We start from the raw sequence: 18,194 nt of genomic DNA, 5'->3' as shown, positions 1-18,194 counted from the left end.
CAGATGACATGCGTCATGGCGGCAAGATTTTAAGCGATCAATTGGTGAAACTGGGCGTTGAACGCGTGTTTTCTGTGCCGGGCGAAAGCTTTCTTGCCGCGCTGGACGGGCTTTATGACAGCGGTATCCAGAACGTCGTGTGCCGCCATGAAGGCGGGGCTGCCATGATGGCAGAAGCGCAGGGCAAGCTGACCGGACGGCTCGGCGTCTGTTTTGTCACGCGCGGGCCAGGAGCCTGCAACGCCAGTGCGGGCGTGCACGTGGCCCGGCAGGACAGCACGCCGATGGTGTTGTTCGTTGGCCAAATCGACAACAGCCAGACAGATCGAGAGACCTTTCAGGAGGTCGATTATAAAGCCATGTTCGGCACGCTGGCCAAAGGCGTTTTCCAGTGCAATAATACGGCCCGCCTGCCGGAATACATTGCCCGTGCGTTTCGTCTGGCTGCGTCAGGACGGCCCGGACCGGTGGTGCTGGCACTGCCGGAAAATATGCTGGGCGCTTCGGCAGATGTGCCCAATTTTTCAGGCGGTTTGACAATAGATGTGACGCCAGACGCGGGTGTTTGGGATGACCTGCTGACGCGGCTGCGACGCGCCAAACGGCCCCTTATGGTCGTGGGCGGGCCGCATTGGTCGCAAGAGGCCGCAGAGGCGCTGGCCGCCTTTGCAACTGCGGCGCAAATCCCGGTTGCGACGTCGTTCCGGCGGCAGGATTACATGGATAACCGGCACACTTGCTTTGCCGGGGATTTGAATGTCGGCGTGAACCCGGCGCTTGCGGCGCGGGTGCGGGATGCGGATGCGTTGCTGCTGCTGGGCACGCGGTTCAGCGATATTGAAACGCAAGGCTATACGCTGGTGAACCCTGCAGGCCATGGTAAGACGATCACACATATCCACGCTGACCCGGACGAGATCGGGCGCGTTTACGGCGTGGATATGGGCGTCGTGTGCCGCGGCGATTTCGCCGTGGCAGGGCTGGCAGAAGCAATGCAGCGGCAAGCCGATTGGTCGGGGTGGCCCGGGGAAGTGCGCGCCGCCAGGGCTGCCTATGAAATATGGCAGGATCCTGTGGAAAGCCCCGGCGACGTGAAGCAGGAACAGGTGATCCGCTGGTTGTCGGATACGCTGCCGCAGGACGCCATCGTGACGAACGGAGCCGGAAATTACGCGGCGTGGCTGCACCGTTATTTTACCTATAAACACTACGGCACACAGTTGGCACCGACCTCTGGCTCGATGGGCTATGGATTTCCCGCCGCCATTGCCGCAGCGCTGGCGCATCCTGCGAAAACGGTTGTCTGTCTGGCGGGTGATGGTTGCTTTCAGATGACGTGCAACGAGCTTTCAACAGCTGTGCAGCACGGTGCGGCCCCGATTGTCATCGTCATGAACAACGGCCGCTATGGCAACATCCGGATGCATCAGGAGCGTGCTTATCCGGGTCGCGTCTCGGGGACGACACTTGCCAATCCCGATTTCGCCGCACTTGCACGAGCTTATGGCGGGTTTGGCATTAAGGTAACCGATCAGGCGCAGTTTGCAGATGCATTTGCGCAGGCCCGGGCGGCGGGGACCGTTGCGGTGATCGAATGTGTGCTTGACCCGCGTGTGTTGTCGCCGGGCGCGTCGTTGAGCTAGCCAATTTTTCGGCGAAAAATTGGAAAAAAGGCCGGGGCGCTGCCCCGGACCCCGGGATATTTAAGACCAGAAGAAGGTCAGACCCTGCGCCATTGTGTCGGGGTGTTCGCTTGCCAGTCCGTGCGGTGCAGCAGCGGTGTGTCGTCGGTGCTGGCGGCAATGCCAAGACACAGGTAGGCCGTAAAGGACCAATTCGCCGGAGCATTAAGGGTGGTGTGGAGTGCGGCCGGGTCGAGGATTGACACCCATCCAACGCCGATATTGTCGGCGCGGGCGGCAAGCCAGAGGCTGTGAATGGCGCAAATGGTCGAGAACGCCAGCATGTCCGGCATGCTTTGCCGGCCAAGGCCGTGGCCTTCGTCCGGATCGCGTTCGGTAAAGATTGCCAGATGGACAGGCGCGTCGCGCAGGCCTGCGAGTTTGAGGGCGTTGTAGGCATCCCTTTGCGCGCCGGCATAGCGCGCGGCTGCCTTTGCGTTGGCGGCTTCGAAATTGGCGATGACGGCGGACCGCAGGGCGGGTGTGTCGACCTGCAGCACCCGCCATGGCCGCGCGTTGCCGACCGAGGGCGCAAGGTCCATCGCGGCGCGCAGTTTGCCGATGCGGTCCGGTGCGACCGGGGCGGGGCGGAAATGGCGCACGTCACGGCGCCACGTCAGGATGTCCTGCAAGGCCTGTGCGTGGTCGGGGGTCATCTGCATGGGGTTACGTGAGCCAAAGGGGCATGATTATGCGCCGTGATATGGCGCGATATTGATCACGGCGCCATCCGCGTTGCGATAGGTCTTAATACCGTCAAGGATTGACAGCGTATCGCCTGTAAGCGGGTAGGTGACGTCATCACGGCCCGACCGCGTGCCAATGACCATGTAGCTGGCCGGGGCGTCACCGTCGTTTCGCAGGCAGTGGCCGACAGGAACCCCGGCCTTGAAACAGGCTGTATCGCCCGGATGCATTGGCATTTGCGTGTCGCCTTCGACCAAGGTCACCGTGCCGGTCAGCATATGCACCATTTCATCCTCTTTTGCATGCCAATGCAGCGTGGAGGATGCAGAGCCGGGCGGAAGCGTTTCGATGAATGCGCCGAATTGAGTCAGCCCGCCGCTGTCGGACAGCAGCACGGCGGTGTAGGGCCCGCAGACACCAATGCCGCTTTCTGTGCGTGCGGGTTCTTGGGGATGAGTGGCATGTCAGTATTCCACGCCGATCTGTGCCTTGATACCGGCGCGGAAGGGATGTTTGACCAGTTCCATTTCTGTCACAAGATCAGCCAGTTCAATCAGGTCGTCGTGGGCGTTGCGGCCTGTCAGGACGACATGGGTCATGGGCGGCTTTTCATCGCGCAGGAATGTGACGACGTCGTTGATATCAACATAATCGTAGCGGATCGCAATGTTGATTTCATCCAGCAGGACCATGGTGTTGGCTGGATCGCGTATCAGCTCTTTGGCCTTGGCCCAAGCGGCCTGCGCCATTTCGGTATCGCGGGATTTGTCCTGGGTTTCCCAGGTAAAACCTTCGCCCATGGTGTGGAACGCGCAGATGTCGGTGAACTTTGCCAAGATCAGGTCGCGCTCGCCCGTGCTCATGCCGCCTTTGATGAACTGCACGACGGCGCATTGCATATCGTGAGCGATACAGCGGAAAATCATCCCGAAGGCGGCGCTGGATTTGCCTTTGCCCTTGCCGGTGTGGACGATGACCAGACCCTTCTGGTCGGTCTTGGTCGCCATGATCTTGTCGCGGGCGGCCTTTTTCTTTGCCATTTTCATCGCGTGGCGGTCTGGATCGTCGGTCATGGCGGCACTCCGTTTTTGCAGGTGTATGTGTAGGCGGCGCAGGATGGCGGTGCAAGCAAAGCAGCCGATGGCAAGGCTGGCGGCAATAAGGGGGCCGCTGGGTCTGTTATTCCCCATGCCAAGCGGGTGACGCCAGACTATGACCCGCGGCAGACCATTTTAGGGAAATGTCATGCACTATTTTGCCGGTTTTTTGCTGCTGTCCTATTTGCTGATCGGTGCGTTGTCGGTCGCAGGCTAATCCAGCAGGCCTGCGATACGGGCGCGGGCCGAGTTTGACTTGGGCGTCCACAGATTGCGGTCTATGGCTTCTTGCAGGCGCTGGGCGATTTCGCGCAGGGCGGGCGGGTTTACCTCTGCGATAAACTCGCGGGTATCGTCGTCGGCAAGGAAGGCGTCTTCGACCAGATCGAAGTGGTGGTTCCGCACGGCGCCTGTCGTTGCCGCGAAAGCAAAAAGGTAGTCGACCGTTGCCGCAATTTCGAACGCGCCTTTGTAGCCGTGGCGTTTTACGCCTGCGATCCATTTTGGGTTCGTGGCGCGGGACCGGACCACGCGGCCGATTTCATCTTCTAGCCGCCGGATGACCGGGCGTTCCGGACGTGAATGGTCATTGTGATAGATCGGGCGATCCGTGCCTTGCAGGGTGGCCACAGCGGCAGCTGCACCGCCTTCGAACTGATAGTAGTCGTCGCTGTCCAGAATATCGTGTTCACGGTTGTCTTGGTTTTGCACGATGGCGTCGGTTTGCGACAGCCGCGCTTCGAAGGCTTTGCGGGCCGCTGTTCCTGCCCCGTCTGCGCCGTAGGCGTAGCTGCCCCATGTCAGGTAAGCCTGCGCCAGATCGGCGCGGTCCGACCAAAGCCGTTCGTCGATCATCGCCTGCAGACCCGCGCCATAAGCACCGGGTTTGGAGCCGAAGACGCGGGCTGTATCTTCGCCGCGTTTGGCGCGGGCGGCGGCGGGGTTGATGTCCTCTGGCTCGTCCAGTGCTTGGACCGCGCGGGCGGCACTGTCGACGAGGGCGATCAGCTGGGGGAAAGCGTCGCGGAAGAAGCCAGAGATGCGCAGGGTGACGTCGACGCGCGGACGGCCAAGTGTGGTGGCGGGGATAACGGTAAAGCCGGTGACGCGGCGATTGGCGGCGTCCCAAGTCGGCTTGACGCCCATCAGCGCCAACGCCTGTGCGATGTCATCGCCGCCTGTGCGCATGTTGGCGGTGCCCCATGCGGTGATCAGCAAAGATTTGGGCCAGTCGCCTTCGGATTGCAGGTGGGTGTCCAGCAGCAGGTTCGCTGATTTCCACCCCAGCGCCCACGCGGTCGGGGTCGGCACGGCGCGGCTGTCGACAGAGTAAAAGTTGCGTCCCGTGGGCAAGGTATCCAGGCGGCCGCGGGTCGGCGCGCCGGATGGTCCGGGTGGGATGGCGCGGCCATCGAGCGCGCGGAGCAAGCCTGCGCCTTCGCTGGGGCCGCAGGCGGCGACGGCGGGGCGGATGCGGGTTTCGATTTCATCAAGCACAGCAGATGACGCGATGGGGCTGACGCCCAAAGCGCCCCGCCCGCCGTCCCCGATGATTTGCTGGCTCAGCAGCTCAAGCCGTTCCACCGTGTCCCCGTTGCTGCGCCAGCCTTTGAGGTCACCCAAGGCGGCGGGCTTTTCGGGGGCGGGGGCCGACAGGTCGCAGTCCAGCGGATCGATGCTAAGCGCGAAGTCGCGGGCCAGCGCACGCAGGAGCGAGGCATTCGCGCCCTTACCGTCGCCGCGCGGGACGCGGGCGAGGGCAATGGTCAGGTCGATCTCCTGCTGGCCTGTCGGGGATTGGCCAAAGATGTGTAACCCGTCGCGGATTTGCGACTCTTTCAGCTCGCATAGGTAGGCGTCGAGCTTGGCCAGATCGCTGTCGGCATCACCGGACAGGCCGGCGTCTTGGGCAAGGCCTGTGGCATCCGACAGCGACAGGATTTGTTCGCGCAGATAGGTCAGACGGCGCGGGTCGAGGCCAGCGGCCTCGTAATACTCGTCCACCAGCGCCTCTAGGTCGCGCATCGGGCCATAGCTTTCAGCACGGGTCAAGGGCGGGGTCAGGTGGTCAACGATGACGGCGCTGGTGCGGCGTTTCGCCTGGGTCCCTTCACCGGGGTCGTTGACGATGAAAGGGTAAATGTGCGGCACGGGACCTAGGGTGACCTCTGGCCAGCAGTCTTGGGACAGGGCCAGCGCCTTGCCCGGAAGCCATTCAAGGTTGCCGTGTTTGCCCATGTGCACAATGGCGTGGGCACCCCAATGGTGACGCAGCCAGAAGTAGAAGGCCAGATAGTTGTGCGGCGGCACAAGATCGGGGTCGTGATAGGTTTCGGTCGGGTCAATGTTATAGCCCCGCGCGGGCTGCAGGGCGACGACGGCATTGCCGAACCGGTGGATCGACAGCTTAAAACCTGCGCCTGCTGCCGGCTCGGATGCCTCCGGCGGGGATATTTTAGAAACAGAGAGGAAAGGGTCATCCTCTGGCGCGCCCCATCGGGTGGTAATTTGGTTTTTGACGTCCCAAGGGAGGGTTTCAAAGTGTTGTTTGTAGACGTCGAGGGGGAGGCATTCGCCGCCGTCCGTATCCGCGCGGTCGGTCAACCAGTTGGTGGGACCGGCCATTATCGCGTTCATCAGGGTTTGCGCGTCAGCCGGGGGCGTGGTCGTGTAACCTGCGCCGGCCAGCAGGTTCAGCGTGTGGACTGTTGCTGCCGGCGTATCAAGGCCGACGCCATTGGCGAGGCGGCCATCTTTGTTCGGGTAGTTGGCGAGGATCAGCGCGACCTTGCGGTCTGCAGGGGCGGTGCTGCGCAGGCGGGTCCAGTTCGCGATTAGCTGCGTGACAAAGTCGATCCGGTCGCCCATCGCCTGATAGGTCGTGATCGCGCATTCCGTCGCCTCGTCGAAATAGGCGGCCCCTTTGAAGCTGATAGCACGGGTCATGATGCGGCCGTCGACCTCTGGCAGGGCGACGTTCATGGCGATGTCGCGGGCGGTCAAGCCTTGGGTAGAGGCGCGCCAGGCGTCTTCTGACCCGCCGGACAGGACGATCTGGAAGACGGGGGCGTCATTGGCAATCAGTGGGTTGGCCGGGCTGTCGTCGCCGTCATGCGGGCTGCCGACGGCAAAGGCGGTGGCGTTCAGGATCGCGGCAGGCGGGGCCTGCGTGAAAAGCCGGTGGAGTGTGTCGGCAGAGAGTGAATCCTTGAGCGAGGCCACAAAGATGGGCAGCGGGTTCAGGCCCGTGCGGGTCAGGGACCGCACAAGGCGGTTGATCGGCGCAAGGCCGCCGCCCTGCACGAGGGCGCGGTAAAACACGATCGGCACGACAGGTGCATCCGGCTGCCACGTAGCCTGCGCAGTGGCCAGATCGGCAATGCCCGCACCCGGCCAGTAGACGCCGGCGCGCAGCAAGGGGCTGGGACCGGCGGGGCGGTCGGTGCCGTCCACGATCGCCTTGGCGCAGGCAAGAAAGTTGACCGTGTTCTGCGGTCCGCCTTCAACAAGGTAAGACCAAAGCGCGTCATAATCTGCGTCTGTCACGGTGGACAGCCCGCGCAGATCCAGATCTTCCTTGTCGTCACCCGGCAGCAAGGCGAGCTTTACGCCCGCTTCGCGCAGGCGGGCAGCGTATTGGGTGACGCCGTAGGTCCAGTAGCCCATGCCGCCCAGCACGCGGGCAATCACAAGGCGGGACCGCGTTGCGCAGGCATCAAGGTGCATATCCACTGACACCGGATGGGTCAGGTTCATCAAGTTTAGCATCCGTAAGGAAGGGGCCGCATCCATTGCGGCCCGCGCCTCTGACAGGGCGGCAAGTTCGGTATCGGCGGCGCTGATAAAGACCACGTCGGCAGGGGTCTGGCCGGGATCGACAGGCTCTGTGCCGTCGGGGATCGCATTGGCGCTGGCGGCAAGCAGGTGCATCACGCTTGACCTTTCATTGCAAAAGGCCACATGGGATTATCAAACCACGCAAAGGGGCCAGTCCCATGGACTACGGAAAATCGGGAACACCGAAAATGGCGAAAAAAGGGCCGAAGCATCAGGAGCATAACCAGTATGGTTCTGACAAGACGCCGTTCGGCACGCGCCCGTCAAAGGCAGAGTTGCTGGCGCGGATGAAGAAAAGCGCAGGCAAGACCGATCTGGACAAGCCCAGCGATCCTGCCGACGATTTTGCCACGGATGAAGCAAAAGGGAAGGCCATCCGCGGCAAGGAAAACCTGCCGGATTGATGGCTCACAACCGCTTTCCCATAAAAACGGAATGGGGCCCCTCGGCGTAATCGCCAAAGGGGCCGCAGACGGCGAAACCGTGCCGCTGATACAGGCGGTGGGCGTCGTGCAAATCATCGCCGGTTTCCAGCTGCATCAGGGTCAGGCCCTGGGTGCGGGCTTCTTCTTCTAGCGTTTGCATCAGGGCGGCACCGGTGCCGCTGCCGCGGGCATCGGGGTGGACGAACATCGATTTGATTTCGCCATAGGTACCCTTGTTGGACAAGGCCGCGCAGCCGACGGGTTCGTCATTGCGCAATGCAATGAAAAAGCTGACGTGCGGCTCTGCCAATTGGTCGGGGTTAAGCGCGAAGCTGTGTTCCGGCGCATAACGCGACATCAGGAAGGCGTGGCTGGCGTTAAGTAGCGCCAGCCCCTCGGCCGACCGGGGGTCAGCCAGATCGACCGTGATCGTCATGCCTGCAACGCGGCGCGGATCGCGTCCTGATCAAGGCCGGCTTCGCCAATGACGACAAGTCGCGTGCCGCGGGGCGCATCGCCAAGCGCTTGGTCAAAGTAGTGATCGACGCGGGGGCCAACGGCCTGCACGGTCAGGCGCATTGGCTTACCGGTGACAGAGCCGAAGCCCTTGAGGCGCAGGATGTCATGGGCGCGGATCACGTCAGAAATCTGCGCGGCGAATGCGGCAGGATCGGTGATTTCGCCGCGTTCCACGATAAAGGATTCGAATTCATCGTGTCCGTGATCGTGGTGGTCATGATCATCATCGTCGTCGTGGTGGTCATCATGATCGTCGTGGTGATGATGGTGATGCACTTCGTGACGGGCGTCCAGATCATCCTCTGCACCGATACCCTGGCCCAACAGCACGTCGACAGGCAATTCGCCCATCGCAGTGCGCACCACCTGCACGCCAGGACGGGATTCAGCCTTAAGCCGGTCGCTCAGGTCGGAGGCGGCCTTTGGGTCCATCAGGTCGGTCTTGTTGATGACGATCATGTCGGCGCAGGCGATCTGGTCTTCGAACAGTTCCGACAGCGGCGTTTCATGGTCAAGGCCGTCATCGGCGGCGCGCTGGGCGTCCACGGCGGCGACGTTATGGGCAAAGCGGCCTTCGGTCACGGCAACGCCGTCAACCACGGTGACCACTGCATCGACGGTCACGCGGGTTGACAGGCCGGGCCAGTTGAAAGCCCGCACCAGCGGCTGGGGCAGGGCAAGGCCAGATGTTTCGATGACGATGTGATCGGGCTTGGGATCACGGGCCAGCAGGGCTTCCATCGTGGGGATGAAATCGTCGGCGACGGTGCAGCAAATGCAGCCGTTCGACAGTTCGACAATATCATCCTTGGCGCAGACATCGCTGTCACAGCCTTTCAGGATGTCGCCATCAACACCAAGATCGCCAAATTCATTGATGATCAGGGCGATGCGCTTGCCTTGGGCGTTTTGCAGCAGATTGCGGATCAAGGTTGTTTTGCCGGCGCCCAGAAAGCCTGTGACGACGGTTGCGGGAATTTTCGCAGCCATTGGGAAACTCGATATATCAAAGGGATGCGGGCCAAAGTCCTGCGACTTTGGCCCGGCGTGTCAAATCAGCCGATGCGGGCTTAGCCGTAGACGCGGGTATCCAGAAGGCCGGAACCCTGTGCTTTCATGCGCTTGGCGATTGCCAGCACAGCCAGGTCAACCAGCGGTTCGATCAGCACGACGGTCATGTACGCAGCCCCAAAGGACGCCAGCGATGTCAGTGTGGACACGCCCGCACCTTCGCCCCAGACAACCCAGAACGCGACCCAAGCCACAACGCCGGCCTGGTAGGTGGTCGAAAGCTTCAGCGCCTGTGTGTAGGTCAGATCGACATAGGCCGTGCCGCGGGCGACGACAGATTTCGTGACCATGTGCAGCGCCAGCAGGGGCACCAGCAGGGTGGTGACGTTCATGCCGTATTGCGGCAGATCGGTCGGCGACATCAGAAGGCCTTGCAACAGCAGGCCAAGGGCAAGGCCAACAGCAGCAGGTGCGGTGCCCAGCATCAGCAGCAGTGTCGAGCCAAGGATCAGGTGCACTTCGGACGGGCCGACGGCCAGATGCGGCAGCAGTTCAAAAAAGACGAAGGTCGCGGCGGTCGCCATGGCGCTGCGGGCGATCAGGGACGCGGCCCCGCGCTGCACCAGATTTTCCCAGACCATTTTTGCGGACACAGTGGCCGCACCAGCGGCAGTCACGCTGCCAAGAGCCAGTTTCGCGCCAGTGACGACGCCGGGTTCGATATGCATTTTACGCTCCTATAGCCCGTCACACCCGACGGGATGGGGTTTCATCATGCAAGGCCGGTCTCCTGGCTTGCGGGTCAAACACGTGGCGTCGCCTTCCCGGGGGCCAATCGCTTGGCAGCCCAGTGGCTCAATGACGTCACGCTCGCCGCTTACAGTCGCGGGGGCGGCTGTGGCACGCGGCCTCCCGATTGCAGGATCGGCCCCTTCCACATTCCCAGTTTCATCCCCAACGCTTTGCGTTTGTCGCGGGGAACCTTGCAGGGTTCTTTGTGCGCCCGGCGCGGCGGCCGCGTCAACCCCGCAATTCACCAAGGTCCTGTGCAGGTAGCGGGCGCAAATAGCAGGTTTTGCGTCGCATTTCGCCGTCGCGGAAATAATCGCGCACCGTACCGCGCTGGTCTTCGGGCAGGGCGTCCCAGTCGACCCATGTGCAGCTATAGCCCAGCACATCGGCCATGCGTTCCATCGCGCCAACGGACGGCATGCCCTTGATCGTGACCTTTTGCCCCGGGATCTGCGCAATGGCGTTCAGCGGGTTGTCGGTGCGTTCCTTGACCATCTGGATGATCGGATTGCGATCGACCATGAACTCCGAATCGATGACGATTAGTTCCGGCTCTAACTGGGTAACCCGCGCCAACAAACCGTAGTGATCCATGATGTGGTAATAGATGCCGAACAGCATGACCGCATCAAACGTTTCGTCCCGGATCAACCGCTTGTCCAGATCGCGATAAATATCGTCGCAGACCAGCTTCACCCGCCCGTGCTGCGGTCCGGCAGGATATTGAGCAAAACGGTCGATCAGATCGGTCCGCGCCTCGACCCCAATGACATGTTCTGCGTGTTCGGCCAAGGCATAGCTCCACCGCCCGTCATGGGCGGCCAGATCCAGCACCTGCGCGCCGACCAGATCCTCCTCGAACGGTGCAACGATCCGGGCGTGACGGCGGTTCATCCGCGTCACCATGTCAGGAGAGTAATCCTCCAGCTCGTGCAGAAAGTCGAAAAATGCCAAAACGTGGGGACCCTTGTCGCTGTATTTCGCGCCGATTTAGACAGGTGCGGGATGGCGATAATATGGCAATGAGCGGCGATACTTGCGGTACCGCACAATAAACATCTTGTGGATAACTTTGGCCGTCGGGGCCCGATCGGGGGCGGCTTGGTTGACTTGGCGCAGTTTCGACGATCAATCTCGCCCCTCAAGGAATCAAACAAGGGGCCCTGGCCCATGCGTTTCACCCGCCTGCGCCTGAACGGCTTCAAAAGCTTCGTCGATCCCACCGATCTGGTGATCGCCGATGGCCTGACCGGCGTTGTCGGCCCCAATGGCTGCGGCAAGTCCAACCTGCTGGAAGCACTGCGCTGGGTGATGGGCGAAAACCGCCCCACGGCCATGCGCGGCGGCGGGATGGAAGACGTGATTTTTGCCGGGACGGCAACGCGCCCCGCCCGCAACTTTGCCGAAGTCGCGCTAATTATCGACAACGGCGAAAGGCTTGCCCCCGCCGCGTTCAACGACAGCGACACGCTGGACATCACCCGCCGCATCACCCGCGATGCTGGCTCTGCCTACAAGGTCGGCACCAAGGATGTCCGCGCCCGCGATGTGCAGATGCTGTTCGCTGATGCTTCTACCGGGGCACATTCCCCCGCCTTGGTGCGGCAGGGGCAGATTTCAGAGCTGATCAACGCCAAACCCACCGCCCGCCGCCGCATATTGGAAGAGGCGGCAGGCATCTCTGGCCTCTATCAGCGCCGTCACGAGGCTGAGCTGAAGCTGAAAGGCGCAGAGGCAAACCTTTTGCGTGTGGATGACGTCGTTGGCCAGCTGGCCGCGCAACTTGGCACACTGGCACGGCAGGCGCGGCAGGCTGCCCGCTACCGCGAAATCGGCACCGCCCTGCGCCGGGCCGAAGACATGCTGCTGTATCGCCGCTGGCATGACGCCAATGCCGCGCTGGAAGCCGCCTTGACCGAGGTGCGCAGCTCTGCCCTAGCTGCAGCGCAGGCGGAACGCGCCGCAGAAGAGGCAACCGCAAGGCGCACAAACGCTGAAGAAGCGCTGCCGCCCCTGCGCGAAGAGGACGCTATCGCCAGCGCGGTGCTGCAGCGTTTGACTGTCCAGCGCGACCAACTGGCCGATCAGGATGCGCAGGCCGCAGCTACAATCGCCACGCTCAAGCGGCGGATTGAACAGCTGGCACATGACATCGCAAGGGAAAACAGCCTGAACGCCGATGCCGAAGACACCATCGCGCGCCTGACTTGGGAAGCAGCCGAAATCGCCAAGGCGGGCGCAGGCCACGATGATGCCCTGTCCGCCGCGCAAGATGCCGCATCAGAGGCGGCAGAGGTGCTGGCAACACGCGAACAGGACCTGGGGCAGCTGACCGAAGACGTCGCCCGCCTGTCCGCGCGGCACCAATCGGCGCAGCGCCTGCTAGACGACTACCGCAAGACGGCTGATCGCGCAGAAGCCGAAGCCGCCCGTGCCCGCAGCGCCATGGCAGGGGCAGAGGCCGCACGCAGCAGCGCAGACGCAGCCTTTGAAGCAGCCACGCTGGCCGAGGAGATCGCGACAGCGACGGCGGCCAATGCAGAAGAAACGCTAGCCGAAACCGAAGCGGCCCGCGCGGCGACGCAAGGCCTAGAAAGCGACGCCCGCGCGCAGCGGTCATCCGCCGAGGGCGAGGCGAAGGCGCTGCAGGCCGAAGTCGGCGCACTGGCGCGGCTGGTCGAACGCGATGCCGCGGCAGGGGGGCAAGTGCTGGACCTGCTGACCGTTGCCCGCGGGTTCGAGGCGGCCTTGGGTGCGGCGCTTGCGGATGATCTGAAGGCACCTGCCGTGCTGGCGACCGACCCGTCCGGCTGGGTCGAACTGCCCGGTTACGCGCGGGCGCAGCCATTGCCTGCCGGGGCGCGGCCTCTGTCCGAAGTCGTCGATGTACCAGACGTTTTGGCCCGCCGGATCGGCCAGATCGGCGTTATCGATCCCGCCGATGGTCCCCGTTTGCAGACCGATTTGCTGCCGGGCCAACGCCTTGTGTCGCAAGCGGGGGATTTGTGGCGCTGGGACGGCTACCGCGCTGGCGCCGCCGATGCCCCCTCTGCCGCCGCGCTGCGTCTGCAGCAGCTGAACCGGCTTGCCGATCTGCGCAGCGAGCTGGACATCGCACAGGCCGCCGCCGACGAGGCAGCTCTGACGCATGAAACCCTGACCGCCCGCCTGTCCGCCCTGACGCAGGCCGACCAGACCGCACGCCAGGCCCGCCGCGACGCCGACATGCGCGTTGCCGAAGCGCAGCGTGCCGCCAGCCGCGCCGAAGCGGACCGCAATCTGGCTGCTGGCAAACTGGAATCCCTCTCTCTGGCCGTGGCCCGCCACGCAGAAGAGGCCGCCACCGCCCGCGCTCAGGTGCTGGACGCAGAGGCCGCGCAAGCGGACCTTGACGATCTGGACGATGCCCGCGCCGGCGTCGACGACATTCGCATGACAGTCGAAGCCGCACGAATGACCATGATTGCCCGCCGCGCAAGTGCGGACGATCTGCGCCGGACCGGTGACGCCCGCCTGAAACGTAGTCAGGAAATCACCAAGGAGTTGTCGGGCTGGCGCCAGCGCCTTGATAACGCAACCCAGCGCAGCAACGAACTGGCGGCCCGCAAAGATGCGTCAGAGGACGAGCTGCACGACGCAGCCAGCGTCCCCGCCCAGATTGCGGAAACCCGCGATCAACTGACCGCCAGCATCGCAGAAGCAGACACCCGCCGCGCCGCCGCCGCCGAGGCGCTGGCACTGGGCGAAGCCAGCCTGCGCGATGTTACATTGGCAGAACGCGAAACCGAACGCGCCGCATCAAGCGCCCGCGAAGCCCGCGCCCGCGCGCAAGCCCGCGGCGATGCAGCCGGCGATGCCGTTGCGGCAGCCGTCGCGCGGATCAACGAAGACCGCGACACCACCCCGCAAAAATTGTGGGACGGCCTTGGGATCGATACCGCGGACCTTGCCGGCGCGGACAAGATCGACGCGGAAATTGCGAACTATCGCCGCCAGCGCGACGCGCTGGGTGCTGTGAACCTGCGCGCCGAAGAAGACGCGGCAGAGGTTATGACCGAACACGACACGCTGGTCGCGGAAAAGGCTGACCTTGAAGGCGCGATCGACGCCCTGCGCTCCGGCATCGCCGGTTTGAACAAGGAAGGCCGCGAACGACTTCTGACCGCCTTCGAGCAGGTCAACGCCAACTTCTCGACTCTGTTCCGCAGCCTGTTCGGCGGCGGAGAGGCACGCCTTGTCCTTGTCGAAAGCGAAGATCCCCTGGATGCCGGCCTTGAAATCATGTGCCAGCCGCCGGGCAAGAAACTCTCTACCCTGTCGCTGCTGTCAGGCGGGGAACAAACCCTGACGGCGATGGCACTGATCTTTGCGGTCTTCCTTGCGAACCCCGCCCCAATCTGTGTGCTGGACGAGGTTGACGCGCCACTTGACGATGCCAACGTGACGCGGTTTTGCGATTTGCTGGACGAAATGACCCGCCGCACCGACACGCGCTTTTTGATTATCACGCACCATGCCGTGACGATGGCGCGTATGGATCGCCTGTTCGGCGTCACCATGGGTGAACAGGGCGTCAGCCAACTCGTCTCTGTCGATTTGAAAAAAGCCGAAAGCATGGTCGCTTAACGGCTTGCCGCCGACGCTTGTCCCCTTCTTCTGGTCAAAAATATCCCGGGGGGAGTCCCGCAGGGACGGGGGGCTGGCCCCCCGATCAAAGCTGTCCCAGCAGCGCAGCCGTTGGCCAGGCATCCGCAGGCAGGCCCAGCCGCGCCTGCTCCAACTGCACAGCCTCGCGCGTTTTCTCGCCCAGAATTCCGTCTATTCCGCCCACGTCATAGCCCCGTGCCGCCAGCTTTTCCTGCAGGGACATCATCTGCGCCCCGTCCAAACCAGGCTCCGCGCTGCCCGCATCATAGATTTGTGCCCCCGCCAAACGGGTCGCAAAATAGGCGGCCGTCGTCACATAGGTCAGCGACTGGTTCCATTCGAAATAGACGCTGAAATTAGGGTAGGCCATGAAGGCAGGTCCATTGCGCCCCATGGGCAGCAGTACCGCGCCGGGCAGATTTGCCAGTGCTGCGCCGCGTCCCGTCACGCCAAGCGCGGCCCAATCCGCGGCTGGCAGCTGGTGGTTAAGTCCCGTACGTGACCAGTCCAGATCATCCGGCACAACGATTTCCTGCAGTGCAGGCTCATCCGCACGCCAACCCAGCGCTGACAGTAAGGCTGCGCCTGACATCAAGGCATCGGCGGCAGAGCCTTTCAGATCGATATGCCCGTCACCATCGCCGTCGACGGCGTGGGCCATGATGTCGCGGGGCAACATCTGGACTTGCCCGATCTCTCCGGCCCAGGCACCCGTCGTACCCAGATCGAAATCGCCGCGTGCGTATAGCTGCATCGCGACCAGCAGTTCGGGGCGGAACAGCTCTGGCCGGCGGCAATCATGGGCAAGGGTGAACAGCGCGTTGCGTGTGTTAAAATCACCCTGAATTGCGCCGTAATCCGTCTCGAAAGCCCAAAACGCCAGCAGCACGCCGCGCGGTATGCCGTATTGCGCCTCGATCTGCTCAAAGGTGTCGGCGTGGCGATCCCCCATCGCTTTGCCTGCATCCAGCCGCGCTGTGCTGATCAACCGGCGAGAGAAGGTCACGAAATCAAGCTGGAACACCCCCTGCGCCCGGTCCGCCTTTAACACAGCTGGGTCGATTTGCGCGTCGGACAGGAACGCCCTTGCCACATCGGGTGCGATGCCCATGGCGGTTGCCTCGGCTACGACCCCCGCCTTGAAGTCCGGCAGGGGTGCGCCGCAGTCCTGTGCAGCCAGCGGCGCGGCGAGGGTGAGGAGCAGGGCAGTCAAGCGCATGGGATCGGTCCTTTTGATGTGACCCTATCCTGCCAGAGGCATCTGCAGATTAGAACAGGGTCACAATCAGGGCGGCGAAAAGCCCCAATGCCCAAGTGCGCCACAGCACGGTGCAGGCGTTTTCGATGTCGGCGGGGCCGATCAAATGGTGGCCATCATCGTTCACGAAGGGATAATCGCGCCGCACACCGTCATAGGTGCGCGGGCCGGAGAGGGCGACGCCCAGCACTTGGGCCATCGCCGCCTCTGGCCAGCCTGCGTTGGGAGAGCGGTGGCGCGGCGCCTCTGCCATGATTGCGGGCAGGGCATGGCGACTGGGGGCGGTCAGCCAGATCAGCAGGGCGGATAGGCGCGCGGGTATCAGGTTCAGCAGATCGTCGAACCGCGCCGCGGCCCAGCCGAATTCAGCGTATTTTTCGGTGCGATAGCCGATCATGGAATCGGCGGTATTGGTGATTTTATACAGCAGCAAACCCGGCAACCCGCCAACGGCGAACCAGAAGGCAGGCGCGATCACACCGTCAGAGAAGTTCTCGGCGGCGCTTTCAATCGCGGCGCGGCTGACGGCGGCTTCGTTCAGGGTTGCGGTCTGGCGGCCGACGATCTGCGCAACGGCGGTGCGGCCAGCACTAAGCGATTGGCGCAGGGCCGTTGCCACAAGGTGGACGTGATCAACCAAGCTGCGCTGCGCCAGCAGGATGGCCAGTACGATGATGTCGACGGCGCGCCCGGGAATAGCGGCCAGCACAAAGCCCAGCAGGGCAAAGGCCAGCGCCAGTAGGCCAAAGGCGATCACACCCTTGGCACGGCGATTGGCACCGTTGTTGGCGCGGCGGTCAATCCAGGCGACGCAGGCTCCCATCATGACGGCAGGATGGGGAATGCGGGACCATAGCCAGCGCGGTTCGCCAAACATGGCGTCCAGCAAAAGGCCGAAGATCAGCGTCAAAAGGCACCTTCAATTTGATCCCAGCGGTCCGGCGGAGGCAGGCCAAGGCGCAGCCAGTCGTTCGCGTAGGGGAAAATCCGGCTCCAGATATGGCTTTTGGCCAGATGCGCCTGTGCGGCAGCGGCGTCTTCGACCTGATACAGGCGGAACAGGGATGTGCCGCCTTTCACGATCGCACCTTGTGCGATGAGCAGCTCATCAAGGCGCTGGGCATCTTTGGTCAGCCGGGCGCATGTCTCGTCCGCCCACATCGGGTCGGCCAACGCCTCTGCCCCGATCGACAGGGCGGGGCCGGATACGGGCCACGGGCCTAGCGCCTCTGCCAGATCAGCAATAATTGCCGGATCGCCTATGGCAAAGCCAAGGCGCAGACCCGCAAGGCCCCAGAATTTGCCAAAGCTTTTCAGAACAATGGTGCCGGGCCGCGCGGACAGTTGGATCAGCGACGCATCTGGCATGACGTCGCAAAAGCTTTCGTCGATGATGCAAAGGTCCGCATGGATCTGTTCCGCCTGCCATACGATCCCGTCGGGATTGTTCGGGTGCACCGCAACAAAGGCGTCGCGGGCGTCATCCATCAGCGTCCAACCTGCCGCGCGAAAAGCTGCGCCATGTTCGTTATATGTCGGCCCGGGGATGGAAACCTGACCCACCTTGCCAAGGCGCGGCAGCTGGGCAATCGCGGCAGAGGCACCGGGAACCGGCAGAACGGCAGCATCAGTGGGCACGTTCCAGAAAGCGCGGGCGCGTTCGATCAATCTGGTTTGCGCGTTCTTATCGGGCAGGGCATTCCATGCATGCGGCGGCAGGTCCGGCAGCGGATAAGGCACGGGGTTGATGCCTGTCGACAGGTCCAGCCAATCGGTGCGAGTGCCGCCATATGTGGCGATGGCCGCATCCAGACCGCCGCCATGATCGCGCGGCGCGGTCATGCGGCGTCCGTGTCGGATACCGCGGCGGGCAGGGGCGGATGGCGGGTAACGAAGTGACCTTTGATCGCCTGCGGCCAGTCGCGATAGGGCACCTGTCCGCTGGCCGATCCGGCATGCAGCGCGGCATAGGTTACGATGCCTTCTGCGGCCTCTGCCACGGGTTCAAAGTTTCCGATGGTATAGGACAGTTTGCCGTGGGCTTGTACGGCGACGTTGCAGCCGGCCTTGCACCCCATCAGACAGGCCACCCGGCGGGTGCGCACATCCGGCAAATCGCGGGCTGCATCCTCGATCAATGCGGCCAATGCTTCGCCATCTGTCTGCGTGGCACCGGTCAGATCCCAGCCGTCGCGTTTGCAAGTGTCGCAGATCGTGATCCATGTCGTCATCTTGGCGC

Annotated in this window: 15 protein-coding genes and 1 riboswitch; of the genes, 3 read left to right on the top strand and 12 right to left on the bottom strand. The window is 63.1% G+C overall.

What is annotated here, in order from left to right; genetic code table 11:
* Positions 1-8: 8 nt before the first annotated feature.
* On the top strand, positions 9-1,643 hold the full coding sequence (locus SJY10_RS14000) for a thiamine pyrophosphate-dependent enzyme (RefSeq protein ID WP_386683691.1): 1,635 nt from the start codon (positions 9-11) through the stop codon (positions 1,641-1,643).
* Positions 1,644-1,720: 77 nt separating this feature from the next.
* Here the strand turns inward: SJY10_RS14000 and bluB are convergent, their stop codons facing one another.
* The 4 genes from bluB to cobN form a co-directional block, all read right to left on the bottom strand.
* Positions 1,721-2,344, bottom strand: coding sequence for a 5,6-dimethylbenzimidazole synthase (gene bluB / locus SJY10_RS13995; RefSeq protein ID WP_386683689.1), 624 nt, complete (start codon positions 2,342-2,344; stop codon positions 1,721-1,723).
* 27 nt (positions 2,345-2,371) lie between these two features.
* On the bottom strand, positions 2,372-2,764 hold the full coding sequence (locus SJY10_RS13990) for a cupin domain-containing protein (RefSeq protein WP_386683687.1): 393 nt from the start codon (positions 2,762-2,764) through the stop codon (positions 2,372-2,374).
* Between the two features lie 69 nt (positions 2,765-2,833).
* The gene (gene cobO, locus SJY10_RS13985) at positions 2,834-3,442 is read right to left on the bottom strand and encodes a cob(I)yrinic acid a,c-diamide adenosyltransferase (RefSeq protein ID WP_090191009.1); all 609 of its coding nucleotides are present in this window, start codon (positions 3,440-3,442) and stop codon (positions 2,834-2,836) included.
* A 237-nt stretch (positions 3,443-3,679) separates the two neighbouring features.
* Complete coding sequence (gene cobN / locus SJY10_RS13980; RefSeq protein ID WP_386683684.1) at positions 3,680-7,396, bottom strand: cobaltochelatase subunit CobN; 3,717 nt, start codon at positions 7,394-7,396, stop codon at positions 3,680-3,682.
* A gap of 65 nt (positions 7,397-7,461) precedes the next feature.
* On the opposite strand from cobN, the gene SJY10_RS13975 reads away from it, so the two are divergent.
* Positions 7,462-7,707 (top strand): hypothetical protein, encoded by a 246-nt coding sequence (locus SJY10_RS13975; RefSeq protein ID WP_386683682.1) that lies wholly within the window; start codon positions 7,462-7,464, stop codon positions 7,705-7,707.
* Between the two features lie 4 nt (positions 7,708-7,711).
* On the opposite strand, the gene SJY10_RS13970 is transcribed toward SJY10_RS13975, so the two are convergent.
* The 4 genes from SJY10_RS13970 to SJY10_RS13955 form a co-directional block, all read right to left on the bottom strand.
* Entirely contained in the window at positions 7,712-8,164 is a 453-nt protein-coding gene (locus tag SJY10_RS13970; RefSeq protein ID WP_386683680.1) for a GNAT family N-acetyltransferase, read from the bottom strand.
* The gene (gene cobW, locus SJY10_RS13965; RefSeq protein ID WP_386683678.1) at positions 8,161-9,237 is read right to left on the bottom strand and encodes a cobalamin biosynthesis protein CobW; all 1,077 of its coding nucleotides are present in this window, start codon (positions 9,235-9,237) and stop codon (positions 8,161-8,163) included. The genes SJY10_RS13970 and cobW overlap by 4 nt, the downstream gene beginning before the upstream one ends.
* 80 nt (positions 9,238-9,317) lie before the next feature.
* Positions 9,318-9,986 (bottom strand): energy-coupling factor ABC transporter permease, encoded by a 669-nt coding sequence (locus SJY10_RS13960; protein ID WP_386683676.1) that lies wholly within the window; start codon positions 9,984-9,986, stop codon positions 9,318-9,320.
* Between the two features lie 34 nt (positions 9,987-10,020).
* Positions 10,021-10,259: riboswitch (cobalamin riboswitch) on the bottom strand.
* A gap of 19 nt (positions 10,260-10,278) precedes the next feature.
* Positions 10,279-11,004 carry a class I SAM-dependent methyltransferase gene (locus tag SJY10_RS13955; RefSeq protein WP_386683674.1) on the bottom strand — a complete coding sequence of 242 codons (726 nt, stop codon included), beginning with the start codon at positions 11,002-11,004 and terminating at the stop codon, positions 10,279-10,281.
* A 216-nt stretch (positions 11,005-11,220) separates the two neighbouring features.
* Here SJY10_RS13955 and SJY10_RS13950 point away from each other — a divergent pair, with 216 nt between their 5' ends.
* Positions 11,221-14,676 carry a chromosome segregation SMC family protein gene (locus SJY10_RS13950; protein WP_386683672.1) on the top strand — a complete coding sequence of 1,152 codons (3,456 nt, stop codon included), beginning with the start codon at positions 11,221-11,223 and terminating at the stop codon, positions 14,674-14,676.
* A gap of 85 nt (positions 14,677-14,761) precedes the next feature.
* On the opposite strand, the gene SJY10_RS13945 is transcribed toward SJY10_RS13950, so the two are convergent.
* Genes SJY10_RS13945 through SJY10_RS13930 form a run of 4 tightly spaced genes read right to left on the bottom strand, consistent with a single transcriptional unit; the run spans position 14,762 to position 18,186 of the window.
* Complete coding sequence (locus SJY10_RS13945; RefSeq protein ID WP_386683670.1) at positions 14,762-15,916, bottom strand: lytic murein transglycosylase; 1,155 nt, start codon at positions 15,914-15,916, stop codon at positions 14,762-14,764.
* Between the two features lie 49 nt (positions 15,917-15,965).
* Positions 15,966-16,865 carry an adenosylcobinamide-phosphate synthase CbiB gene (gene cbiB / locus SJY10_RS13940; RefSeq protein ID WP_386683668.1) on the bottom strand — a complete coding sequence of 300 codons (900 nt, stop codon included), beginning with the start codon at positions 16,863-16,865 and terminating at the stop codon, positions 15,966-15,968.
* Positions 16,862-17,797, bottom strand: coding sequence for a threonine-phosphate decarboxylase (locus SJY10_RS13935; RefSeq protein ID WP_386683667.1), 936 nt, complete (start codon positions 17,795-17,797; stop codon positions 16,862-16,864). Before SJY10_RS13935 ends, cbiB begins: the two co-directional genes overlap by 4 nt.
* Complete coding sequence (locus SJY10_RS13930; protein WP_386683665.1) at positions 17,794-18,186, bottom strand: DUF1636 family protein; 393 nt, start codon at positions 18,184-18,186, stop codon at positions 17,794-17,796. Before SJY10_RS13930 ends, SJY10_RS13935 begins: the two co-directional genes overlap by 4 nt.
* Positions 18,187-18,194: the final 8 nt, after the last annotated feature.

It is taken from the genome of Loktanella sp. R86503 (assembly GCF_042466455.1).
Taxonomy (GTDB): Bacteria; Pseudomonadota; Alphaproteobacteria; order Rhodobacterales; family Rhodobacteraceae; genus Loktanella.
This window is presented reverse-complemented; position numbering and strand designations above follow the sequence as displayed.